Raw genomic sequence first — 19,023 nt, forward strand, 5'->3', positions numbered from 1 at the left:
GGTGCGGGGTGGGGCTCACGGGGCGGATGCTTGGGCTCGCGGCATCCGTGATGGTGGCGGTTGTGGTCGCGTGGGGTGGGGTGAGTCGGCAGCGTCTGCCACTTCGGTGCGTGGGTTTCGTGAGGTGGCAGGTGTTGTCGGGTCGGTGGGCGTGTTGCGGCGCCTGTTGCCACTTCGGTGCGGGGTGGGGCTCACGGGGCGGATGCTTGGGCTCGCGGCATCCGTGATGGTGGCGGTTGTGGTCGCGTGGGGTGGGGTGAGTCGGCAGCGTCTGCCACTTCGGTGCGTGGGTTTCGTGAGGTGGCAGGTGTTGTCGGGTCGGGGGGTGTGGGGCGGCATCTGATGTCACTTCTGCGCGGGGTGGGGCTCAGGGAGCGGATGCTTCGGCTCGCGGCATCCGTGATGGTGGCGGTTGTGGTCGCGCGGGGTGGCGACAGTCGGCAGCGTCTGCCACTTCTGGCCGGGCAGTGCGTGTCGATCGGGGGGCGAGGATGGTGAGGTGGAATCACCCGTCGCCGCCTTCATCGACCGCACACTGCGCGCCGACGCATCGGAGTGGCGCACCTGGACGGACGGTGATGCGTCTGTCGGGGGTCTGCAGGTCTACGGCGCCTCGGTCGGCGCGGTCCGCGGTACCGTCCGCGACGCGCTGCGGCGTCATCGCGGACTCGAGCACGACGACATCACCGCACTCGCGTCGGAGCTCTGGGCGGTGCCCGTCTTCGAGCGTCGCTTCGCCGCGATCGTGCTGCTGCAGGGGCAGGTCGACACGCTCACCGGCAACGACCTCACCCGCATCGAGGGGTTCCTCCGCGACGCCCGCGTGCCGGGCCTCATCGAGCCGCTCGCCCAGGATGTGGTGCGGCCGCTGCTCGCCCGGCTGACGGGCCCTGAGGCGGATCGCGCCCAGCGCATCGTGGCCCGATGGGCGGCGGCGGATGCCGCGGGCCTCCGTGCTGCGGCCGCACTGCTGTGACGGCGCGCACGGCGTGGTCATGACCACGGCCGAAGCCGTCCCGGCCCTGGCCGATATCGTCGCTCGAGTCGCTCGATGAGGAACGGTCAGGCCGCGGCCCCGCGCTGTGAGCGGGAGATGATCCAGCTCGTGAGTCCGGCGAGCAGGAGCGCGGCGACGATGATCACCCCGAACGAGTCGAGGTCGGTTGCCGCGATGGCCTCGACCGGCGCCCACCGGACGCCGGCGGAGTCGACGAGCACGCCGCACAGTCCCACCGTTCCGACGAGGAAGGCCACGGCCACCGACACCAGGATGAGCGCGGCGTTGTAACGGCGGCGCCGGTCGGGCCGCTCCGCCGACCATCGATAGAGCCGCGCCGTGACGATGCTGTTGAGTCCGTCGCACGTCACCATGCCCGCAGTGAAGAGCAGCGGCAGCACCATCGCGGCGTACCAGGGCATGACGACGCCCGCTCCGCCGGCGATCAGGAGCAGGGTGATCGTGGATGCGGTGTCGAATCCCAGGCCGAACAGCAGGCCGACGACGAACATCTTCCACGGGGCATCCAGCGTGGCCGCGGTGCGCGCGATGATCAGCGAGACGGGGCCGCCGGACAGCCACCCGCGACCGTCTGCAGCAGTGCCCCCGCGCGCGCGACCGAGAAGGCGAACGAGGATGACGAGGTTCGCTGTCGCCATGGCCAGGAGGAAGACGCTCGACACCGTCGGGCCCCAGACTCCCGTGAAGACCGCGAGTGGCGAATCCTCGTCGCCGATCTGGGCGCTCAGCGCTCCGACGCCGGCGGTCACGAGACCGACCGTGACCAGCACCACGGTGGAATGCCCCAGTGCGAACCACAGGCCGACGCTCGACGGGTCCTTTCGGTCGTCGACCAGCTTTCGGCTGGTGTTGTCGATGGCGGCGATGTGGTCGGCGTCGAACGCATGACGCATGCCGAGCACGAAAGCGGTGACGGCCAGCCCGATGCCGAAGGTCGACGTGCCGGCCTGATAGTCGCCGGGCGCCACCACGAGCGCGAACAGCCCCCAGCCGGCGACCAGCAGCGCGCCGGCGACGATGAGCACGCGTCGCGCTGCCGGTGTCATGTGATTCATGGATGCCCCGTCGATTCGATGACGGCAGGCGCTGCGGTCGGGAGCGCCGCCCGGGTCGTCGGTTCAGGCGACATGCGCGGGCTCCCGGTCGATCAGGGCCCCGCCGGTGAGGACGCCGCCCAGCGGGCTGTCGTGGGCGGCGTCGCCGAGGTAGCGCACCACGCCTCCGCCGCGTTCGAACTCGAGGCGAGTGGCGCCGGTCACCTCCGGCGCATCGGCCTGTTCGCCGACCGCGACGATGCTGTCCATCACCCGATTCCCGCCGAGGATGCCGGGGACCGGCGAGTCGCCTCGGGCATCCAGGGTCTCGCGGAGGAGCGGGCCTCTCTGGTCGCGGACATCCAGGTCCGCGATGAGCCGGCCCCCGCGCTCGCCGGTGCGGCCGAGAACGAGGGTCTCGCGCAGGATCGCCGACGCATCGCCCGCGAGCGTCACGGTCAGCGATCGCACGAGGGAACCGGCATCCGTGATCACCGTCGGAAGCCCGTCCCAGCTGAGGCGCGCGCCCGCTTCGAGCGAGACCCGGGCGTGCCAGTGGGAGGGCTCGCCGACCTCGCCCGGTCGTCCGTAGACGACCAGACCGCCGATGTCGACGAGGCTGAGCGTGCAGCCCGCGCCCACGGTGATGAGGATGCGCACGTCGTCGGCAGGGAGGAGCATCGCATGCCCGGCGACCAGCGCTACCTCGACGGATCTTCCCTGCCTCCGCACCAGGCGTGGCACGACGAGGTCGCCCGTCAGCACGCAGGACACCCCCTCGCCGCGAGGTGACACGTCGACGATGGTGGGAGTCATCGGGTCACGGGTGCGAGTGCCCGGCGTGGCTGTGGACGGCCTCGTCAGCGACATGCGCGTGCGGTGCCTCGCCGTCGCCGTGCGTGTGGAGGAAGCCGTTGCCTTCCTCGTCGGCGTGGAAGTGCGGTGCCATCGGGCCGGGATCCTGCGGGATGTGCGACCCGGCGCGGTGCGCGGCCAGCACGCTGAGAACCCACGCGCGCAGCCCGGCCACCGACGGGGCATCGGTGCGCGAGAGGGCGAGCACGGGCCGGTCGTCGCGCGCGGCGGTGGCATCGGCGACCATCTGCGGCACGTCGACGCCGACGTAGGGGGCGAGGTCGGTCTTGTTGACCACCAGGAGGTCGGCGCGGCCGATGCCCGGCCCGCCCTTGCGGGCGACGTCGCCGCCGCCGGCGACGTCGAGCACGAAGATCTGCGCGTCGACGAGCGCGGGCGAGAACGTGGCGGTCAGGTTGTCGCCGCCCGACTCGATCACGACCATGTCGAGGGGGGCGAACGCGCGCTCGAGGTCTTCGGCGGCGAGCAGGTTGGCCGTGACGTCGTCGCGGATGGCGGTGTGCGGGCAGGCGCCGGTCTCGACGGCGATGATGCGCTCGGGCTCGAGCACGCCCGCCGACCGGAGGAAGCGGGCGTCCTCATCGGTGTAGATGTCGTTGGTGATCACGCCGATGCGGATCTCGTCGGCGAGGGCGCGGCAGATCGTCGCGATGAGCGACGACTTGCCGGTCCCGACGGGGCCAGCGACGCCGAGACGAAGAGCGCGGGATGCTGCGGATTCAGGCACGGAAGAGCCTCCTGGTGGATCGCGCGTGAGCCTCGGCCCACGCTTCGGATTGTGGTGCGGTGAACGCGGGGATGCCGGCGGGGTCGGTGAGGGCGGCGATCGCGCCGAGGCGGTCTTCGACGCCGCTGCACAGGTCGACGACGAGCGAGACGAGTTCGAGCGGATCGCCCGGCTCGAGCTTGAGCACGGCGGCGGCGGCCGCCTGCATGTCCTCGTAGACCACGAGGCGCGCGAGCTCCAGCGGCGGAACGTCGAGGCCGGCGGCGATGACGCCGATCACCACCGGGCGCGGGGGCGGCGTCGCACGCTGCCGCCAGCCGGCGAGGACCTCGTCGTCCGGAAGCAGCGTCGCGCCCGCCCGCAGATAGCCGCGGGCGAGGAGCCGTGCGGCATCGCGCTGGGCCTTGCTGGGGGTCCGGGCCGCCCAGGCCGCCTCGACCGCGTCGAGGTCGCCGCCCGAGAGGCGCGCGTGCCGGGCGGCCACCGCCGTGCCCGCCTCGACGAGCGTGGTGGTCGCGGCCCTTCCGTGCAGGAGCGCACCGAGTTGCGCAGCATCCACTCCCGCCATCACCGCCGGCTCGACGCCCGCCGAATGCGCGTGACCGCCCGAGGGCAGGCGCGCGTCGGCCAGCAGCAAGGCGGCGGTGGAGGAGGCGAGAGGCGGCATCAGAACAACTGGTAGAGCTGGGCGAGGGGCAGCCGTGCGGCGGGTGCGGGCTCGACGCGCTCGCCGTCGATCGAGATGTCGAAGGTGTCGGGCCGGATGTCGATGCGGGGGAGGGCGTCGTTGTTGCGCATGTCGGCCTTGCCGACCTCGCGCGTCGACCGCAGCGGCAGCAGCCGGCGGGTGAGCGCGAGCCGCTCCTCGAGGCCGGCGTCCAGCGCCGCGGGTGCGACGAACGAGACCGAGAGCGAACCGCCGATCGCGTCGGCGAACGAGGGGCGCATCAGCACCGGCTGCGGTGTCGGGATCGACGCGTTCGGGTCGCCGAGCGCGCCCCACACCAGTCCGCCGCCCTTGATCACGACGCTCGGACGGAACCCGAAGAATCGCGGGTCCCACAGCACCAGGTCGGCGAGCTTGCCGGCCTCGACCGAGCCCACCTCGCCGTCGATCCCGTGCGCGATCGCGGGGTTGACGGTGTACTTGGCCACATACCGCCGGGCGCGCTCGTTGTCGGCCGGCAGCGTGCCGCCCAGCGACCCGCGCCGCGCCTTCATGACGTGGGCGACCTGCCAGGTGCGCGTGATCACCTCGCCGATGCGGCCCATCGCCTGCGCGTCGGACGACGTGATCGAGATCGCCCCCATGTCGTGGAGGATGTCTTCCGCCGCGATCGTGGTGGCACGGATACGGGACTCGGCGAACGCGAGATCCTCGGGCACGCCCGGGTTGAGGTGGTGGCAGACCATGAGCATGTCGAGGTGCTCGGCGACCGTGTTCACCGTGTGCGGCAGCGTCGGGTTCGTCGACCCGGGGATGACGTAGGGGAGGCTCGCGATGGACAGGATGTCGGGCGCGTGGCCGCCACCGGCTCCCTCGACATGGAAGGCGTGGATGCTGCGCCCCGCCATCGCCGCGATGCTCGACTCGACGAACCCGGCCTCGTTGAGCGAGTCGCTGTGCAGCGCGACCTGCAGCCCCCACTCCTCCGCGGCGCGAAGGCTCGCGTCGATCGCCGCGGGGGTGGAACCCCAGTCCTCGTGCACCTTGTACCCGGCCGCGCCGGCGAGCGCCTGCTCTTCGAACGCCGCCGCCGACACGGTGTTGCCCTTGCCGAGCAGCAGCACGTTCACGGGAAGCCGGTCGAGCGAGCGGTGCATCCTCTCGAGATGCCAGGCGCCGGGGGTCACGGTGGTCGCCTTCGAACCCTCCGAGGGGCCGGTGCCGCCGCCGACGATCGTCGTGATGCCGGTCGCCAGCGCCTCGTGGATCTGCGAGGGGGAGAGCAGGTGCACGTGGGAGTCGATGGCTCCGGCGGTGAGGATCTTCCCCTCTCCCGAGATCACGTCGGTGGACGGGCCGATCACGAGTCGCGGGTCGACCCCGTCGGCGATGTCGGGGTTGCCCGCGCGCCCGATGCCGGCGATGCGGCCGTCACGGATGCCGACATCTGCGCGGACGACGCCCCACCAGTCCAGGATCACGGCGTTGGTGATCACCGTGTCGAGCGCACCGTCGGCGCGCGAGACCGTGCTCTGCGCCATCGATTCGCGGATCGACTTGCCTCCGCCGAACACCGCTTCCTCGCCGCCGACGGTGAGGTCGTCTTCGAGCTCGATCCACAGATCGGTGTCACCGAGCCGGAGCTGATCCCCGGTGGTCGGCCCGTAGATGCGGGCGTACCGCTCCCGGTCGATGCGCACCATCATCGGGCCTCCGTCGGCCGGATCTGGATGCCGGGCACGCGTCGGCGCCCGCGCAGCGCCACCGCGGCGACGCGCTTCGAGACGCCGGGCTCGAACCGCTCGGATGTGCCCGAGGGGATGTCGAGCCGAAAGCCCGCGGCCACGGCGCGGTCGAATTCGAGCGCGGCGTTCACGTCGGGCAGGTGGATGTGGGAGCCGATCTGCACCGGCCGGTCGCCGGTGTTGAGGATCACCAGCTCGAGCCGCTCGTCAGCCGCGCGGTCCGCGTTGAGCTCGATCCATCCGGGCCGCACGCGGATCGCTCCGGGGCCGGATGCTGAACCTGATGCCATGACAGCTCCTCAGTCGATCGGGTGGTGGAGGGTGACGAGCTTGCGTCCGTCGGGGAACGTCGCCTCGACCTGCACGTCGGCGAGCATGTCGGCGACGCCGTCCATCACGTCGTCCCGGGTCAGCACCGAGCGCCCTTCGGTCATGAGCTGCGCCACCTCCGCGCCGTCGCGGGCGCGCTCGATGACCCACGTCGACAGCAGCGCGACCGCCTCCGGGTGGTTCAGCTTGACGCCGCGCTCCCTGCGGTCGCGCGCCACCATGCCCGCCACGGCGAGCAGCAGCTTCTCGGTGTCTGCGGGTGACAGGTGCATGGGCTCCTCCTCGGTGTCAGAAGTCTGCCATCACCCCGTGGCGGTGATGTTCCTTCGCGCGCGCGTAGGGCCTCGACATCCCCGGAAAATCAAGGAAGAAAGCGCCCCCCTCGGCCGGTTTGTTTACATGCTCGATACGTTCGAGCAATGGCAATGTAATGCCGTCGCTCCATCGTGGGACCACCCGCAGCGCCCGTGCGCTCGGCCTGCACTCGCACCGCAACACTCCCGAACGCACCGCATCCCACCCGAAACGGAGCACAGCATGATCACCACCCACAGGAAGCGCCTCCGGGCGATCCTGGCCACGGGAGCGCTCGTCACGAGCGCCGCCCTTGTCCTCTCCGGCTGCGGCAGCCGCGCCGGCGACGCCGCCCCGACCGCATCGGCCGAGGCCGCCGAGAGCTGCGTCGACACCTCCGGCGACACCATCAAGCTCGGCTTCCTCAACTCGCTCACCGGCGGAATGGCGATCTCCGAGAAGACGGTGTCGAACGTCCTGCACATGGCGGCCGACGAGATCAACGCCGACGGCGGCATCCTCGGCAAGCAGATCGAGTACATCCAGGAAGACGGGGCCACGGACTGGCCCACCTTCGCGGAGAAGACCGAGAAGCTGCTCACCCAGGACTGCGTCGCGGCGATCTTCGGCGGCTGGACCTCGTCGTCCCGCAAGGCCGTCAAGCCGGTCGTCGAGGAGCACAACGGGCTGTTCTTCTACCCGGTGCAGTACGAGGGCCTCGAGGCGTCGCCCAACATCTACTACACCGGCGCGACGACCAACCAGCAGATCATCCCGGCGATGGACTTCCTGGCCTCCCAGGGCGTGAAGACGCTGTTCCTCGCGGGCTCGGACTACGTCTTCCCCCGCACGGCGAACGCGATCATCAAGCTCTACGCCGCAGAGCTCGGCATCGAGATCGTCGGCGAGGAGTACGTGCCGCTCGACAAGGACGACTGGACCACCCAGGTGGCGAAGATCGCCGCGGCGAAGCCGGACTTCATCTTCAACACGATCAACGGCTCGTCGAACGTCGGCTTCATCAAGGCCTACTACGACGCCGGCCTCACCCCCGAGACGTCGCCGATCATCTCGGTGTCGATCGCCGAGGAGGAGGCCCCGGCGATGGGCCACGAGGTCACGGGCAACTACGCGTCGTGGAACTACTTCCAGTCGCTCGACACCCCGAACAACCCGGCGTTCATCGAGGCGTGGAAGGCCTACCCCGGCTCGAGCGGCGTGACGTCCGACCCGATGGAGGCCGCGTACATCTCGCTGTACCTCTACAAGGAGCTCGTCGAGGCGGCCGGTTCCTTCGACGTCGACGCGATCAACGAAGCGGCGGTCGAGAACGAGATCACGGTCGACGCACCCGAGGGCGTCGTGACGCTCGACGGTGAGAACCACCACATCTCGAAGCCCGGTCACATCGGCAAGATCAACGCCGAGAACCAGTTCGACATCGTCTGGGAGTCCGACGGCTTCATCGAGCCCGACCCCTACCTCGAGGCCTACGACTGGTTCCCCGAGGACGTCCGCAAGTCCCTCGTGGCAGCCGCCGGCTGATTCCGCACCGGATGCTGGGACCCCGTGCCGCACGCACGGCACGGGGTCTCGGCATCCACCCGATCCGCACCCCGCGTTCGCACCGGACGCATTCCCACAGAAGGGAGTGATCGCACATGGATGCCCTCATACCGCCGCTGCTCAACGGCAGCGCCGTGGGTGCACTGCTGCTGCTGGCAGCCCTCGGGCTCACGCTCATCTTCGGTCAGATGGGGGTGATCAACATGGCGCTCGGCGAGTTCATCATGGTCGGCGCCTTCGTCACCTACCTGACCCAGCTCGTCATCCCGTCCAGCGACATCTCGATCCCCGTGGCACTCCCGGTCGCCTTCGTCGTGGCCGGTCTTCTCGGCCTGCTCCTCGAGGTGAGCATCATCCAGTGGATGTACCGCAGGCCCCTCGACACGCTGCTCGCCACCGTCGGCGTCTCGCTGATCCTGCAGCAGGTGGCGCTGCAGATCTTCCCCGCCCAGGGCGTTCCGGTCGAGAACCCCGGGTGGCTCCAGGGCCAGATCGACGTCTTCGGCTACGCGTGGCCCTACCGGCAGGCGTTCACGATCGCCCTCGCCCTGGTGTGCGTCGCCGCGCTCGCCGCGTGGCTCAAGTACACGTCGTTCGGCCGCCGCATCCGTGCGACGGTGCAGAACCGCGACCTCGCCGAGACCGTCGGCGTGCGCACCCGCAACGTCGACCGCATCACGTTCTTCGTCGGATCGGGACTCGCCGGGGTCGCCGGAGTCGCCGCCTCGCTCATCGGCGGGACGAACTCGCAGATGGGCGTGCAGTACATCATCCCCGCGTTCCTGGTCGTCGTCGCCGGCGGCATCGGCCAGATCAAGGGCACGATCATCGCTGCGTGGGTCATCGGCGTCGCCATGGCGTTCTTCGCCGATTGGACGAGCGGCAGCCTCGCGCAGGTGCTCGCCTTCGTGCTCGTCGTGGTCTTCCTCCAGGTTCGCCCGCAGGGCCTGTTCACCGTGCGTACGAGGGGGCTGGCATGAACAAGCTGACGAAGCTCAACCCGTGGTACTCGCTCATCGGCATCGCGGTGTTCGCCGTGCTGCTGCTCGTCGTCGCCCCCAACGTGCTCTCGATGCACTGGATCAGCAACCTCGGCAAGTACTCCGCGTGGGCCATCGTGGCCGTGGGGATCGGGCTCGCGTGGGGTCGCGGCGGCATGCTCGTCATGGGGCAGGGCGTGTTCTTCGCGCTCGGCGCGTACGCGATGGCGATGCACCTCACGCTCGAGACCGCCGGGCCCGACGCGACGCCCACCTTCATGATCCTGTACGACCCGCTGGCGGCCGTCCCCGCCTTCTGGGAGCCGTTCCGCAGCGAGTGGTTCACCGTGCTCGCGATCGTGCTGCTGCCGGTGATCGTCGCCGGCGTGCTCGGCTACGCGCTGTTCAAGCGGCGCGTGAAGGGGGCGTACTTCGCGATCCTCACGCAGGCGCTTGCCGTGGCGCTCGCGGTGCTCGTCAGCTCGACGATCCGCGAGACCGGCGGCGACACCGGGCTGAGCGGCTTCAAGTACTTCTTCGGCTATGTGCTGAACGACGACGCCAACAAGCTCATGATCTACATGATCACCGTCGCCCTGCTCATCGTGTGCATGCTGGTGGCCTGGCAGCTGTACCGCAGCCGCTTCGGCGAGCTGCTTCTCGCCACTCGCGACGCGGAGGACCGAGTGCGCTTCCTCGGCTACGACCCGGCCAACATCAAGCTCGTCGCCTTCGTCATCGCCGCGGTGATGGCGAGCATCGGCGGGGCGATGTTCGTGCCGCTCGTCGGCATCATCACGCCGCAGGAGATCGGCGCGTCCGCCTCCATCCTGTTCATCGCCGGCGTCGCCCTCGGCGGGCGCGCTTCCCTCTTCGGACCCGTGCTCGGGGCGATGGCGATCGGCTGGGGGCAGTCGAGCCTGGCGTCGAGCTGGCCCGAGGGCTGGATCTACATCCTCGGCCTGCTGTTCATCCTGGTCACTCTGTTCCTCCCGAACGGGCTCGCCTCGCTCGTGAGCAGGGTGCGATCCGCGGTGCGGTCCGACCCCGGCGGGCGCCCCGGCAGCCGAAGGCGTGCCCGGGCCGAAAGGAGGCTGGCAGCATGAGCGCGACCGATGCGACGCCTCCCCTCGCGGGCGCGGGGGAGCCGCTGGCACCTGATGCCGAGACATCCGTGAAGGTCTCGAACCTGACGGTGACCTTCGACGAGTTCACGGCCGTGAGCGACGTGAGCCTGCTCATGCTCAAGGGTCAGGTGCACTTCCTGATCGGGCCGAACGGCGCCGGCAAGACCACGCTCGTCGACGCGCTGACCGGGCTCGTTCCGGCCACCGGAACCGCGATGTACGACGGCATGGACCTGCTGTCGATGAAGACGAACAAGATCATCCGGGCGGGGGTGGGACGCACGTTCCAGACCGCGACCGTCTTCGACGAGCTCTCGGTTCTGCAGAACCTCGACATCGCCGGGGGGGTGCACCGCAAGGCATGGCGGCTTCCGCTCACGCGGCGCGGGGTGCCTGCCTACGTCGAGGAGGCGCTGGAGACCATCGGGCTCACCGCGCTGCGCGACAAGCCGGCCGGAACCCTCGCGCACGGGCAGAAGCAGTGGCTCGAGATCGGCATGCTGCTCGTGCAGGACGCGAAGGTGATGTTCCTCGACGAGCCGGTCGCCGGCATGAACGCCGACGAGCGCGACGAGACCGGTCAGCTGCTGCGCCGCATCGGCGACGAGCGCACCATCATCGTCATCGAGCACGACATGGACTTCGTGCGCAACTTCGCCGACTGGGTGACCGTCATGCACACCGGCAAACTGCTCACGGCGGGGACGGTCGAGCAGGTGCAGGCCGATGTACGAGTCCAGGAGGTCTACCTCGGCTCGGCCGCCGACGCCGCCGTCGAAGGGAAGGGCGATCACTGATGCTCGAGATCAAGGGAGTCACCGCCGGCTACGGGCGCACCAAGGTGCTGCACGACGTGTCGGTCGAGATCCCCACCGCGAAGGCGGTGTCGGTCATGGGGCACAACGGGGCGGGCAAGACGACGCTGCTGCGTGTGGCCACGGGGCTGATCCCGGTGATGAGCGGGCAGGTGCTGATCGACGGCGAGGACGTCACGCGGATGCCGCCCTCCAGGCGTGTGCAGCGGGGATTGGGCTACGTCCCGCAGGGGCAGCAGTCGTTCCCGCAGATGACGACGCTCGAGAACCTGCAGCTGGTGGCGAAGCGGCAGTCCGACATCGACGAGGTCTTCGACCTCTTCCCCATCCTCAAGGAGCTGCTGGGGCGCCGCGCCGGGCTGCTCTCGGGCGGCCAGCGCCAGCAGCTCGCGATCGCCCGGACGCTGCTCACCAAGCCCCGGCTGCTGGTGCTCGATGAGCCGACGGAGGGAATCCAGCCGAACATCGTCGCCGACATCGAGCGCGTCATCATCGATCTCACGCGACGCGGCGACCTCTCCGTGCTCCTCGTGGAGCAGCACGTCGGGTTCGCCCTGCGGTCGACGAACACGTTCTACGTGCTGCAGTCCGGGCGCATCACGGTCAGCGGCGAGGGAGGTGCGGCCGCCATCGACACCGTTCGCGGCGCGATGGCGATCTGAACCAGTTCGATTCATCGCGGCAACGCGGACGAAACACGCCTCCGGCATGATCCAGACAGTGGAAGCGCTGGAGGTGGGTGTGCATGCGCTCGGCGTGAGGGCCGGCGCGCGGGGTGGGGACGCACGCTCCGCCGCCGAGGACAGCCTCGAGGACTATGCGTTCCGCTACGTGCCGCGCTCGTTCCGCCGCTGGACCGCCCTGTCCGTCGGCGGCACCGCGCTGGGGTCCATCGCCTTCCTCGCCGACTTCTCCATCGGCGCCAGTGTGGGCCTCGAGCACGGCACGACGAACGCCGTGCTCGGCATCCTTCTCGCGTCCGTGATCATCTTCGTGGTCGGCTTTCCGGTCGCCTACTACGCGGCGCGGTACAACCTGGACCTCGACCTCATCGCCCGCGGCTCGGGTTTCGGCTATCACGGCTCGATCATCACGACCGTGGTGTTCGCCGGCTTCACGTGCATCTTCTTCGCCCTCGAAGGCGCGATCATGGCGCAGGGCCTGGAGGTCGCCGTCGGGATACCGCTGCCCGTCGGCTATCTGATCTCGACCGTGGTGGTGATCCCGATCGTGGTCTACGGCATGCGCGCGCTGGAGCGTCTGCACTTCTGGACCACGCCGCTCTGGCTCGCGCTCGCCCTGCTCCCGCTCGTCTGGATCGTGTTCACGCAGCCTGACGCGGTGACGGAGTTCATCGGGTTCGAGGGCGCCTCCGACGGCTCGGTGAGTTTCAGCGCCATCGTCGCGAGCGCCGCCGTGTGCTTCGCGCTGACCCCGCAGCTCGCGGAGCAGATCGACTACATCCGCGTCATGCCGCCCCGCACCGCCGCGAACAAGGGCTCGTGGTGGACCGCGTTCGTCTTCAGCGGTCCGGGCTGGGTGATCTTCAGCGGAACGAAGCAGGTGATCGGGCTGTTCCTCGCGGTCTACCTCGTGACGAAGGTCGACCCGGGGCTCGCCGACCGCGCTGCCGAGCCGGTCAAGCAGTTCCTCGGCATGTACGAGTCGCTGGTGCCGGACTGGATCGCCGTCGCTCTCGTGCTCGTTCTCATCGTCATCGCACAGGTCAAGATCAACGTGACCAACGCCTACTCCGGCTCGCTCGCGTGGTCGAACGTCTACACGCGGGTGAAGAAGCGGTACCCCGGCCGCACCGTCTTCGTGGTCTTCAACCTGGCGATCGCCCTGTCGCTCATGCTGATGGACGTCTTCAGTCTCATCTCGTTCGTGCTGAGTCTCTACGCGAACGTCGTCATGGCGTGGTTCGTCACGATCGCCGCCGACATCGTGATCAACAAGCACCTCCTGCGGCTCTCGCCGCTCTTCCCCGAATTCCGTCGCGGGATGCTGCACAACTGGAACCCCGTCGGCCCTGTCTCGGTGGGCCTGGCCTCGCTGCTGTCGCTGCTGTGCTTCGCCGGCGTGTTCGGTCAGGCGATGCAGCCCTTCTCGGTGCTCGTCGCGATCGGCGTCGCCGTCGTCGTCACCCCGCTCATGGCGATCGTGACCCGTGGACGCTACTACCTGCGGCGGACGTCGGACGGCATCCCGAGCCCGATCCTCGACAGCGACGGCAATCCCTCGGGAGAGCGGCTTCGCTGCCACGTCACCGGCTACACGTTCGAGCGGCCGGATATGCTGGCGTCGGCCGAGACCGGACCGCGCGGTGAGCTGCAGTTCGTCTCGTCCCTGGCACTGACGCTCGACGACTCCGACCGGTACGTCCTCCCGGCGGAGCCGGCCACGCACCGACGAGACGGGCGGGGAAGGATGCTGTGATGGACGAGATCGTCGACACCTCGTCAGCGATCCTCGCGAGCGCCGCCCTGCTGCTGCGACACCACACCTTCGACGACGTCTCGTACCTCGAGCTCGCTGAGGCCACCGGGGTTTCGGAGCGCACGATCTACCGTCGATTCCCGACGCGATCGCATCTGCTCGAGGCGCTCGCGCGCTGGATCGAGGCCGAGCACTTCCCGGTTCCCGAGTTCCGGACGGTGCCGGAGTTCCGTGACACGGTGCGCGCACGCTTCCGCGCCTACGACGCCGAACCGGCCTTCGCCGTCGTCGCGGCCCGCGGCGGGGCGCTCTCGCCGACCGGGGACGAATCGCCGGCACAGATCACCGAGGCGATCGTCGCGATGATCGACGCCGTGGCGCCGGGCCTGAACCGCCGCGACGCGCGGCGTGCCGCGGCATCCCTCCGCTATTTCGCCTCGCCGACGTTCTGGGCGCGGATGCGCACCGGGTTCGACATGAGCGCCGACGAGACCTTCGGGGTGTTCGATCTCGCCGTGCGGCGCGTGCTCCCTGCCGCGGCCGAGGCGGATCGGGCCGCATAGTGTTCGCTGCTGCGCCGGCGCCCGAGGTCTCGGCGACGCAGGCGGCGATCCTCACCGCCTACGCCGAGCTCATCGAGGAGGTCGGCACCGACGATGTGTCGTTCCGCCTGATCGCGCTGAGGGCGGGAGTGGGGGAGCGGACCGTCTTCCGCTACTACCCGACGCGCACCGAACTGCTGCTGGCGACAGCGGCGTGGATCGATCGCACGATCTTCACGCGCGCCGAGTCGGAGTCGATCTTCGATGTGCCGATCGCGATCCGCGAGGCGATGGAGGCCTACGACCGGCGGCCCGAGCTGGCGTATGTCGTCGCCGAGGCGGAGCTGCGGGGCGTGAACGGCTCCGACCCCGCGCCACATCGTGAGGAGTTCGACGGGATGCTGCGCCGCGAGGTGCCCTCGCTGGGTGACGAGGAGCGGCGGGGCGTGGTCGCCGCGCTGTGCCACCTCGACTCGTCGGCGACCTGGGTGACGATGCGCCGAGAGCTCGGCATGAGCGGTCGCGATATCGCCGACGCCGCGACGTGGGCTGCCGAAGCGATCCTCGACCCGATCCGGGGGGTCGTGGGCGGGGCGTGAGGAAGCCCACTCGGCGGGGCGCTTCGGTCCCGCCCGCCTGTCGAAAGGGTCAGTCCGCCTCGCGTCGCCCGGCTCGCTCGGCGAACCGGTCGATCGCAGCCAGGACTTCGTCGCTGCGCCAGAATGGCCCGAGCTTGTGCTCGGCCTTCGACTTCAGGATTCCCGCGTCAACGAGCGCGCGCATGGGCGGGTAGACGTTCGGCCGCTGCACGCCCAGCTCTCGCGCCGCGGTGGCCGAGTCGAGCACCGGCCGGCTAGTGAGCACGTCGAGCAGCTTCCATGCGTTGCTGTCCCTACGGGCGGTCAGCTGCTCGTCCCAGGACTTCCGGATCGCGTCGATCTCGTCGACGAGTTGGCGCGCGTTGCGGACCGCGCGGAAGGAGGCTTCGGCGAACGCCTTCACGATGGGGGCGACATCCCCTTGCCTGTAGGAGGTCAGCGCGTTGTGGTATCCGGAGACGTCTGCGAGGAGACCGGCCGACACCGGCACGGCGACCGAGCGAGTGATCCCACGGAAGCGCAGCAGTGATTGCGCCAGTGCGCGCCCGGTGCGGCCGTTGCCGTCCGTGAAGGGGTGGATGGTCTCGAACTGCGCGTGCGCGACGGCGATGCTGACCAGCGGCGGGACATCGAGTCGCCGGGCGAACTGGGCTACGTCGTCGATGAGTTCCGGAACCCGCTCGTGAAATGGTGCGACGAACTCCGCGCCCACAGGGGTGTCGCTGCGGGTGCCGATCCACACCGCCTCCTGCCTCCACCGGCCTGGTGTATGCCGAGGCTGGCCTGCCATGAGGACCTCGTGCATGCGTGAGATCGAGTCTGCGGAGACTTCCTCTGCCAGGTCGATGGCCGCCTGCATCGCACGCGTGTTCGCGGCGACCTGCGCCGCGTTGCTCCCGACGTTTGCGCCGAGTTCGGCGCTGAAGATCGCGCGTGCTGACGCGGTCAGGTTCTCAATTTGAGAGGACGATGCCGCCTCCGATCTCAGCAGCACCGGCGAGAACGAATGGACACGCGCACCCAACTCCGCATCGAAGCGGCCGAGCTCGCGTGCGGCAGCCTCGGCTGCCGCTGCTGTCTCGGCATCCACTGCGGGCGTCAGCTCGGCGATCAAGGGCGGGATCGACGCCTCGTAGTCGACCGTGGACGACCTCAACTCCGCTTTGACTCCCCACTGGGCCGCGGGCGTCCAGGTGCGCGTCTCCCACGTCAGCGCAGGCCAGGTTTCCGCGCCAGGAGTGAGCTGCGCTGGCGGAGTGGCGGGCACGCGTGCGTCGACCGGGCGCGCCGCGGAAGTGCTGCTCCCGGCCGCGGCCCTTGCCGACGCCCGCCCCTGTGAGTCGTAGCTCATAACGCAATCCCTCGTTTTTATGAGGTAGTCGACTAAATCATAACGCGGGGATCTGACGTTATGCGCTGCGCCGCCGCCGCGGCATCCCGGATCCGCGATCGTCACCCGCCCGCGAGCCGAGGCGCAACGGCCCACCTCGATATCCTCGACCTGTGACCCTGCGTGACGATGTCGCTCCCGAGCGGACGAGTATGGGCCGCGGCATGGACGTGTTGTCGTGCGTGGCGGAGCTGTCGGCCTCCAGCGAGCAGGGTGTGTCCGTGCAGGCCATCGCCCGAGCGCTGGAGCGCGACCGGTCGCAGGTCTCCCGCACCCTTGCCGCGCTGGCGGAGGAGCGGCTCGTGTCGCGCGGCGCCGACGGTCGCTACCGACTGGCGTGGGCGTGGTACGCCTCGGCGGAGCAGCTGGTCGAAAGGCGTCTGCGCAGTGAGGGGCTCACGATCCTCGACGAGCTGTCAGCGGAAGCGGGCGAGGCGTGCTTCCTCGGAGTGCTCGAGGGCGATGCGACGGTCACGATTGTCGAGAGCGTGCCGCCCGCGGCGCGCCTGATCGGTTCGTGGATCGGGCGAGCATATCCGGCGTTCTGCAGTGACGCCGGTCAGGCGGTGTTGTGGGATGCCTCTGACGAGGAGGTGCGCGGTGTGTTCAGCCGCACGAGCTTCCGCAGCGCCGGTCCGAACGCCGCCGCATCGGTCGATGAGTTCCTGGTGCGCCTGGAGGAGTCGCGGGCCAGGGGCTACGCGATCGTCGCGGAGGAGGCCGAGCCAGGTCTCTACTCGGTGTCGGCGCCGGTGTGGGACTTCCGGGGCGAAGTCATCGCGGGCCTGCAGATCGTGGGGGAACGGCACCGCCTGGAGCCCAGGTCGGGGGCTCTGGGAGCGGCGTGCGTCGACGCTGCGCAGCGTCTGTCGGCGATGCTCGGCGCGGGCGAGGCTCGGCGCGAATGACCCGGGCCGCTCTGCTCACGATTCCTGGATGAGTTCGCTGAGCCGTTCGCAGGCGTCGCGGAGCGCACTCTGCGCTTCGCGTGTGCGGCGCTCAGGGAGCATGCCGCTGCTGATGCCGATGGACACCACGATGCCGCGCTCATCGCGGATCGGCAGCGCAGAGTCCCGCACGCCTTCGACGTACTCCTCGCGGGCATCCACCATGCCGACCTTGCGGTCCCGCTCGAGCAGCTGATGGAGCTGATCGACCGACCTGGCAGCGCCCGGACCGCCGACTCCGACGAACTGCACGTCGGCGAGGAGTGCTTCGAGGTCATCGCGCGTGTGGTCCCAGAGGAGGGCCCGGCCGGGTCCGGTGCACCAGATGGGGGTCAGGATGCCGGGGCGCAGGTAGTCCGCGGAGACACCCGGGCCCTTCTCGGAACGGAGCAGGATCGCGCCCGGCCCCTCGGCGGCGACCAGTTGCGCGGAAACCCCCAACGTCGAGGCGAGCACGCGCAGACTCTCGCGCGCTGCTCGGAGCCAGGGCCGGCTGAGGGCCCCGGCTGCGCGGAAGTAGCCGTCACCCGCCTTGAGCACCGCGGCGTTGTCGCGATCGAGGTAGCCCAGTTCTCGCAGCTCGCGCGTGAGGCGCGAGACGCGACTGCGCTCGATGCCGGTGGTCTCGGCCAGGCGCGAGGCGTTGTGCCCTTGTCGTCCCGATCGCTCCTGCGCCACCGCAGCGTCGAGGAGCGCGAGACCCTGCAGGAGTGAGGACGGGGCGCTCATGATGTGGGGGTGCTTTCTGGGCCGATGGACGAAGGGGCGATCACCGGGCGGGGATCACTTCGGGAGCCGGCACGTCGACCACGACGCGCGGGTTCAGACGAGCCCACGCGGTGTACGAGGCGGCGGCGATGGTTCCGCTGGCCCGTTCGATGTCGGCGGAGCGGATCTGTGCGGATCCCTGCCGCCCGTAAAGTACCACTTCGTCGCCGACCTGGGCCGACGGCACCTGGGTCACGTCGATCACCAGACTGTTCATGGCCAGCCGATCGATGACCGGCGCGTGGGCGCCGTGGACGAGAACGTGCGCCCGGCCGCCCAGCGTGCGCGGGTACCCGTCGGCGTAGCCGACGGGTACGACGGCCAGCCTGCTGGCGCGATCGATGCGTGCGGCCCTGTCGTATCCGACCGTGCTGCCCGCCGGGTACGGGTTGATCGCCACGATGCGCGACACCAGCCTCATAGCCGGACGCAATCCAGCGACGGCGGCCGAGCTGTCACCGTAGAGCGCGGCGCCGATCCGGACCATGTCCATGCGCGAGTCGGGGATGGTCAGCGCGGCGTACGAGGTGGCGCAGTGCTTCTCGAGTCGGCCGCGCGGAGCACCCAGCGCCCGCTCGGCTGCGTCGGCCTGGTTCCGGAAGGCACGGGCGCCGGCGCGCCCATCGTCGGCGTCTTCGGAGGGGAAGTGCGAGCAGATTCCGACGACGGCCAGTTCGGGGCTCGCGGCGATGCGTCCCAGGTGAGGCTGCGACAGAGGGTCGCCCCAGTCCATTCCATCTCGGCTGAGTCCCGTGGAGTTGAGGGAGAGATGGACGTGGAGAGGGCGCCCGAGCGAGCGGGCGGCTGCGATCACGACGCGAGCGTGATCGCCGCCGCCCACCCACTCTTCGATATCGAGCAGGCCACCCTCGTGGATCTCTTCGCGCAGAGCCGCCCGCAGGCGGATGATGCGTCCCGAGAATCCTTGCCGGCGTGCCTCCTCGGCTTCCTCGTTGGAGGTGATCCCGATGGTGTCGACACCGGCCCGCATCAGGATCGGAAGGACCACCGGGATGCCGTGGCCATAGGCATCCGCCTTCACCACCCCGCAGAGCCGCGTCGCGTTCTCGACCTGGCCTCGAACGACGTCGAGGTTGTGGGCGATGGCGCCGGCGTCGATCTCGACCCAGACGGGAGTCGTGGTGCTCATGCGTGGCTG

At 69.7% G+C, this 19,023-nt stretch carries 20 protein-coding genes; 10 read left to right on the forward strand and 10 right to left on the reverse strand.

Translation table 11 applies throughout. From position 1 onward, the window contains the following. Positions 1-499 precede the first annotated feature (499 nt). Entirely contained in the window at positions 500-976 is a 477-nt protein-coding gene (locus ACN9MP_RS04240; protein ID WP_426324073.1) for a DNA alkylation repair protein, read from the forward strand. 86 nt (positions 977-1,062) lie between these two features. Here ACN9MP_RS04240 and ACN9MP_RS04245 read toward each other — a convergent pair whose 3' ends face one another. The 7 genes from ACN9MP_RS04245 to ACN9MP_RS04275 form a co-directional block, all read right to left on the reverse strand. Beyond that, positions 1,063-2,073, reverse strand: a complete 1,011-nt coding sequence (locus ACN9MP_RS04245; protein WP_426324074.1) for a HoxN/HupN/NixA family nickel/cobalt transporter — start codon at positions 2,071-2,073, stop codon at positions 1,063-1,065. A 63-nt stretch (positions 2,074-2,136) separates the two neighbouring features. After that, positions 2,137-2,868, reverse strand: coding sequence for an urease accessory protein UreD (locus ACN9MP_RS04250; protein ID WP_426324075.1), 732 nt, complete (start codon positions 2,866-2,868; stop codon positions 2,137-2,139). Positions 2,869-2,872: 4 nt separating this feature from the next. Then, positions 2,873-3,655, reverse strand: a complete 783-nt coding sequence (gene ureG, locus ACN9MP_RS04255) for an urease accessory protein UreG (protein ID WP_426324076.1) — start codon at positions 3,653-3,655, stop codon at positions 2,873-2,875. Further along, a complete protein-coding gene (locus ACN9MP_RS04260) occupies positions 3,648-4,322 on the reverse strand; it encodes an urease accessory protein UreF (RefSeq protein WP_426324077.1) in 675 nt (224 codons plus the stop codon). Before ACN9MP_RS04260 ends, ureG begins: the two co-directional genes overlap by 8 nt. Next, a complete protein-coding gene (locus tag ACN9MP_RS04265; RefSeq protein ID WP_426326195.1) occupies positions 4,322-6,025 on the reverse strand; it encodes an urease subunit alpha in 1,704 nt (567 codons plus the stop codon). The genes ACN9MP_RS04260 and ACN9MP_RS04265 overlap by 1 nt, the downstream gene beginning before the upstream one ends. Beyond that, on the reverse strand, positions 6,025-6,357 hold the full coding sequence (gene ureB / locus ACN9MP_RS04270; protein ID WP_426324078.1) for an urease subunit beta: 333 nt from the start codon (positions 6,355-6,357) through the stop codon (positions 6,025-6,027). The genes ACN9MP_RS04265 and ureB overlap by 1 nt, the downstream gene beginning before the upstream one ends. A gap of 9 nt (positions 6,358-6,366) precedes the next feature. Beyond that, entirely contained in the window at positions 6,367-6,669 is a 303-nt protein-coding gene (locus ACN9MP_RS04275) for an urease subunit gamma (RefSeq protein WP_426324079.1), read from the reverse strand. Between the two features lie 265 nt (positions 6,670-6,934). On the opposite strand from ACN9MP_RS04275, the gene urtA reads away from it, so the two are divergent. The 8 genes from urtA to ACN9MP_RS04315 all read left to right on the forward strand — a co-directional run bounded on the left by urtA (position 6,935) and on the right by ACN9MP_RS04315 (position 14,759). Further along, positions 6,935-8,236: an urea ABC transporter substrate-binding protein gene (gene urtA, locus ACN9MP_RS04280; protein WP_426324080.1), complete on the forward strand. Its 1,302-nt coding sequence runs from the start codon at positions 6,935-6,937 to the stop codon at positions 8,234-8,236. Between the two features lie 116 nt (positions 8,237-8,352). Beyond that, positions 8,353-9,237, forward strand: a complete 885-nt coding sequence (gene urtB / locus ACN9MP_RS04285) for an urea ABC transporter permease subunit UrtB (protein ID WP_426324081.1) — start codon at positions 8,353-8,355, stop codon at positions 9,235-9,237. After that, positions 9,234-10,343 carry an urea ABC transporter permease subunit UrtC gene (urtC, locus tag ACN9MP_RS04290; protein WP_426324082.1) on the forward strand — a complete coding sequence of 370 codons (1,110 nt, stop codon included), beginning with the start codon at positions 9,234-9,236 and terminating at the stop codon, positions 10,341-10,343. The genes urtB and urtC overlap by 4 nt, the downstream gene beginning before the upstream one ends. Beyond that, on the forward strand, positions 10,340-11,161 hold the full coding sequence (locus tag ACN9MP_RS04295; RefSeq protein ID WP_426324083.1) for an ABC transporter ATP-binding protein: 822 nt from the start codon (positions 10,340-10,342) through the stop codon (positions 11,159-11,161). The genes urtC and ACN9MP_RS04295 overlap by 4 nt, the downstream gene beginning before the upstream one ends. Next, positions 11,161-11,841, forward strand: a complete 681-nt coding sequence (gene urtE / locus ACN9MP_RS04300; RefSeq protein WP_426324084.1) for an urea ABC transporter ATP-binding subunit UrtE — start codon at positions 11,161-11,163, stop codon at positions 11,839-11,841. Before ACN9MP_RS04295 ends, urtE begins: the two co-directional genes overlap by 1 nt. Positions 11,842-11,887: 46 nt before the next feature. Then, the gene (locus ACN9MP_RS04305) at positions 11,888-13,618 is read left to right on the forward strand and encodes a purine-cytosine permease family protein (RefSeq protein ID WP_426324085.1); all 1,731 of its coding nucleotides are present in this window, start codon (positions 11,888-11,890) and stop codon (positions 13,616-13,618) included. Beyond that, positions 13,618-14,181: a helix-turn-helix domain-containing protein gene (locus ACN9MP_RS04310; RefSeq protein ID WP_426324086.1), complete on the forward strand. Its 564-nt coding sequence runs from the start codon at positions 13,618-13,620 to the stop codon at positions 14,179-14,181. The genes ACN9MP_RS04305 and ACN9MP_RS04310 overlap by 1 nt, the downstream gene beginning before the upstream one ends. After that, positions 14,181-14,759, forward strand: coding sequence for a TetR/AcrR family transcriptional regulator (locus tag ACN9MP_RS04315; RefSeq protein ID WP_426324087.1), 579 nt, complete (start codon positions 14,181-14,183; stop codon positions 14,757-14,759). The genes ACN9MP_RS04310 and ACN9MP_RS04315 overlap by 1 nt, the downstream gene beginning before the upstream one ends. Positions 14,760-14,808: 49 nt before the next feature. Here the strand turns inward: ACN9MP_RS04315 and ACN9MP_RS04320 are convergent, their stop codons facing one another. Then, positions 14,809-16,110, reverse strand: coding sequence for a Fic family protein (locus tag ACN9MP_RS04320; RefSeq protein WP_426324088.1), 1,302 nt, complete (start codon positions 16,108-16,110; stop codon positions 14,809-14,811). 152 nt (positions 16,111-16,262) lie between these two features. On the opposite strand from ACN9MP_RS04320, the gene ACN9MP_RS04325 reads away from it, so the two are divergent. Next, the gene (locus ACN9MP_RS04325) at positions 16,263-17,057 is read left to right on the forward strand and encodes an IclR family transcriptional regulator (RefSeq protein WP_426324089.1); all 795 of its coding nucleotides are present in this window, start codon (positions 16,263-16,265) and stop codon (positions 17,055-17,057) included. A gap of 15 nt (positions 17,058-17,072) precedes the next feature. Here the strand turns inward: ACN9MP_RS04325 and ACN9MP_RS04330 are convergent, their stop codons facing one another. Then, positions 17,073-17,825: an IclR family transcriptional regulator gene (locus ACN9MP_RS04330; RefSeq protein WP_426324090.1), complete on the reverse strand. Its 753-nt coding sequence runs from the start codon at positions 17,823-17,825 to the stop codon at positions 17,073-17,075. Between the two features lie 40 nt (positions 17,826-17,865). Further along, positions 17,866-19,014, reverse strand: a complete 1,149-nt coding sequence (gene alr / locus ACN9MP_RS04335) for an alanine racemase (RefSeq protein WP_426324091.1) — start codon at positions 19,012-19,014, stop codon at positions 17,866-17,868. Positions 19,015-19,023 lie beyond the last annotated feature (9 nt).

The organism is Microbacterium sp. E-13, from assembly GCF_049912955.1.
GTDB lineage: Bacteria > Actinomycetota > Actinomycetes > Actinomycetales > Microbacteriaceae > Microbacterium.

Excerpts from the sequence above, each read along its gene's own strand:
- ACN9MP_RS04245 (WP_426324074.1), bottom strand. The coding sequence starts at position 2,073 with ATGAATCACATGACACCGGCAGCGCGACGCGTGCTCATCGTCGCCGGC.
- ACN9MP_RS04305 (WP_426324085.1), top strand. The coding sequence starts at position 11,888 with ATGATCCAGACAGTGGAAGCGCTGGAGGTGGGTGTGCATGCGCTCGGC.
- ACN9MP_RS04295 (WP_426324083.1), top strand. The coding sequence starts at position 10,340 with ATGAGCGCGACCGATGCGACGCCTCCCCTCGCGGGCGCGGGGGAGCCG.
- ACN9MP_RS04250 (WP_426324075.1), bottom strand. The coding sequence starts at position 2,868 with ATGACTCCCACCATCGTCGACGTGTCACCTCGCGGCGAGGGGGTGTCC.
- ureB (WP_426324078.1), bottom strand. The coding sequence starts at position 6,357 with ATGGCATCAGGTTCAGCATCCGGCCCCGGAGCGATCCGCGTGCGGCCC.
- ACN9MP_RS04320 (WP_426324088.1), bottom strand. The coding sequence starts at position 16,110 with ATGAGCTACGACTCACAGGGGCGGGCGTCGGCAAGGGCCGCGGCCGGG.
- alr (WP_426324091.1), bottom strand. The coding sequence starts at position 19,014 with ATGAGCACCACGACTCCCGTCTGGGTCGAGATCGACGCCGGCGCCATC.
- ACN9MP_RS04265 (WP_426326195.1), bottom strand. The coding sequence starts at position 6,025 with ATGGTGCGCATCGACCGGGAGCGGTACGCCCGCATCTACGGGCCGACC.
- urtE (WP_426324084.1), top strand. The coding sequence starts at position 11,161 with ATGCTCGAGATCAAGGGAGTCACCGCCGGCTACGGGCGCACCAAGGTG.
- ACN9MP_RS04275 (WP_426324079.1), bottom strand. The coding sequence starts at position 6,669 with ATGCACCTGTCACCCGCAGACACCGAGAAGCTGCTGCTCGCCGTGGCG.
- urtA (WP_426324080.1), top strand. The coding sequence starts at position 6,935 with ATGATCACCACCCACAGGAAGCGCCTCCGGGCGATCCTGGCCACGGGA.
- urtC (WP_426324082.1), top strand. The coding sequence starts at position 9,234 with ATGAACAAGCTGACGAAGCTCAACCCGTGGTACTCGCTCATCGGCATC.
- urtB (WP_426324081.1), top strand. The coding sequence starts at position 8,353 with ATGGATGCCCTCATACCGCCGCTGCTCAACGGCAGCGCCGTGGGTGCA.
- ACN9MP_RS04260 (WP_426324077.1), bottom strand. The coding sequence starts at position 4,322 with ATGCCGCCTCTCGCCTCCTCCACCGCCGCCTTGCTGCTGGCCGACGCG.
- ACN9MP_RS04310 (WP_426324086.1), top strand. The coding sequence starts at position 13,618 with ATGGACGAGATCGTCGACACCTCGTCAGCGATCCTCGCGAGCGCCGCC.
- ACN9MP_RS04330 (WP_426324090.1), bottom strand. The coding sequence starts at position 17,825 with ATGAGCGCCCCGTCCTCACTCCTGCAGGGTCTCGCGCTCCTCGACGCT.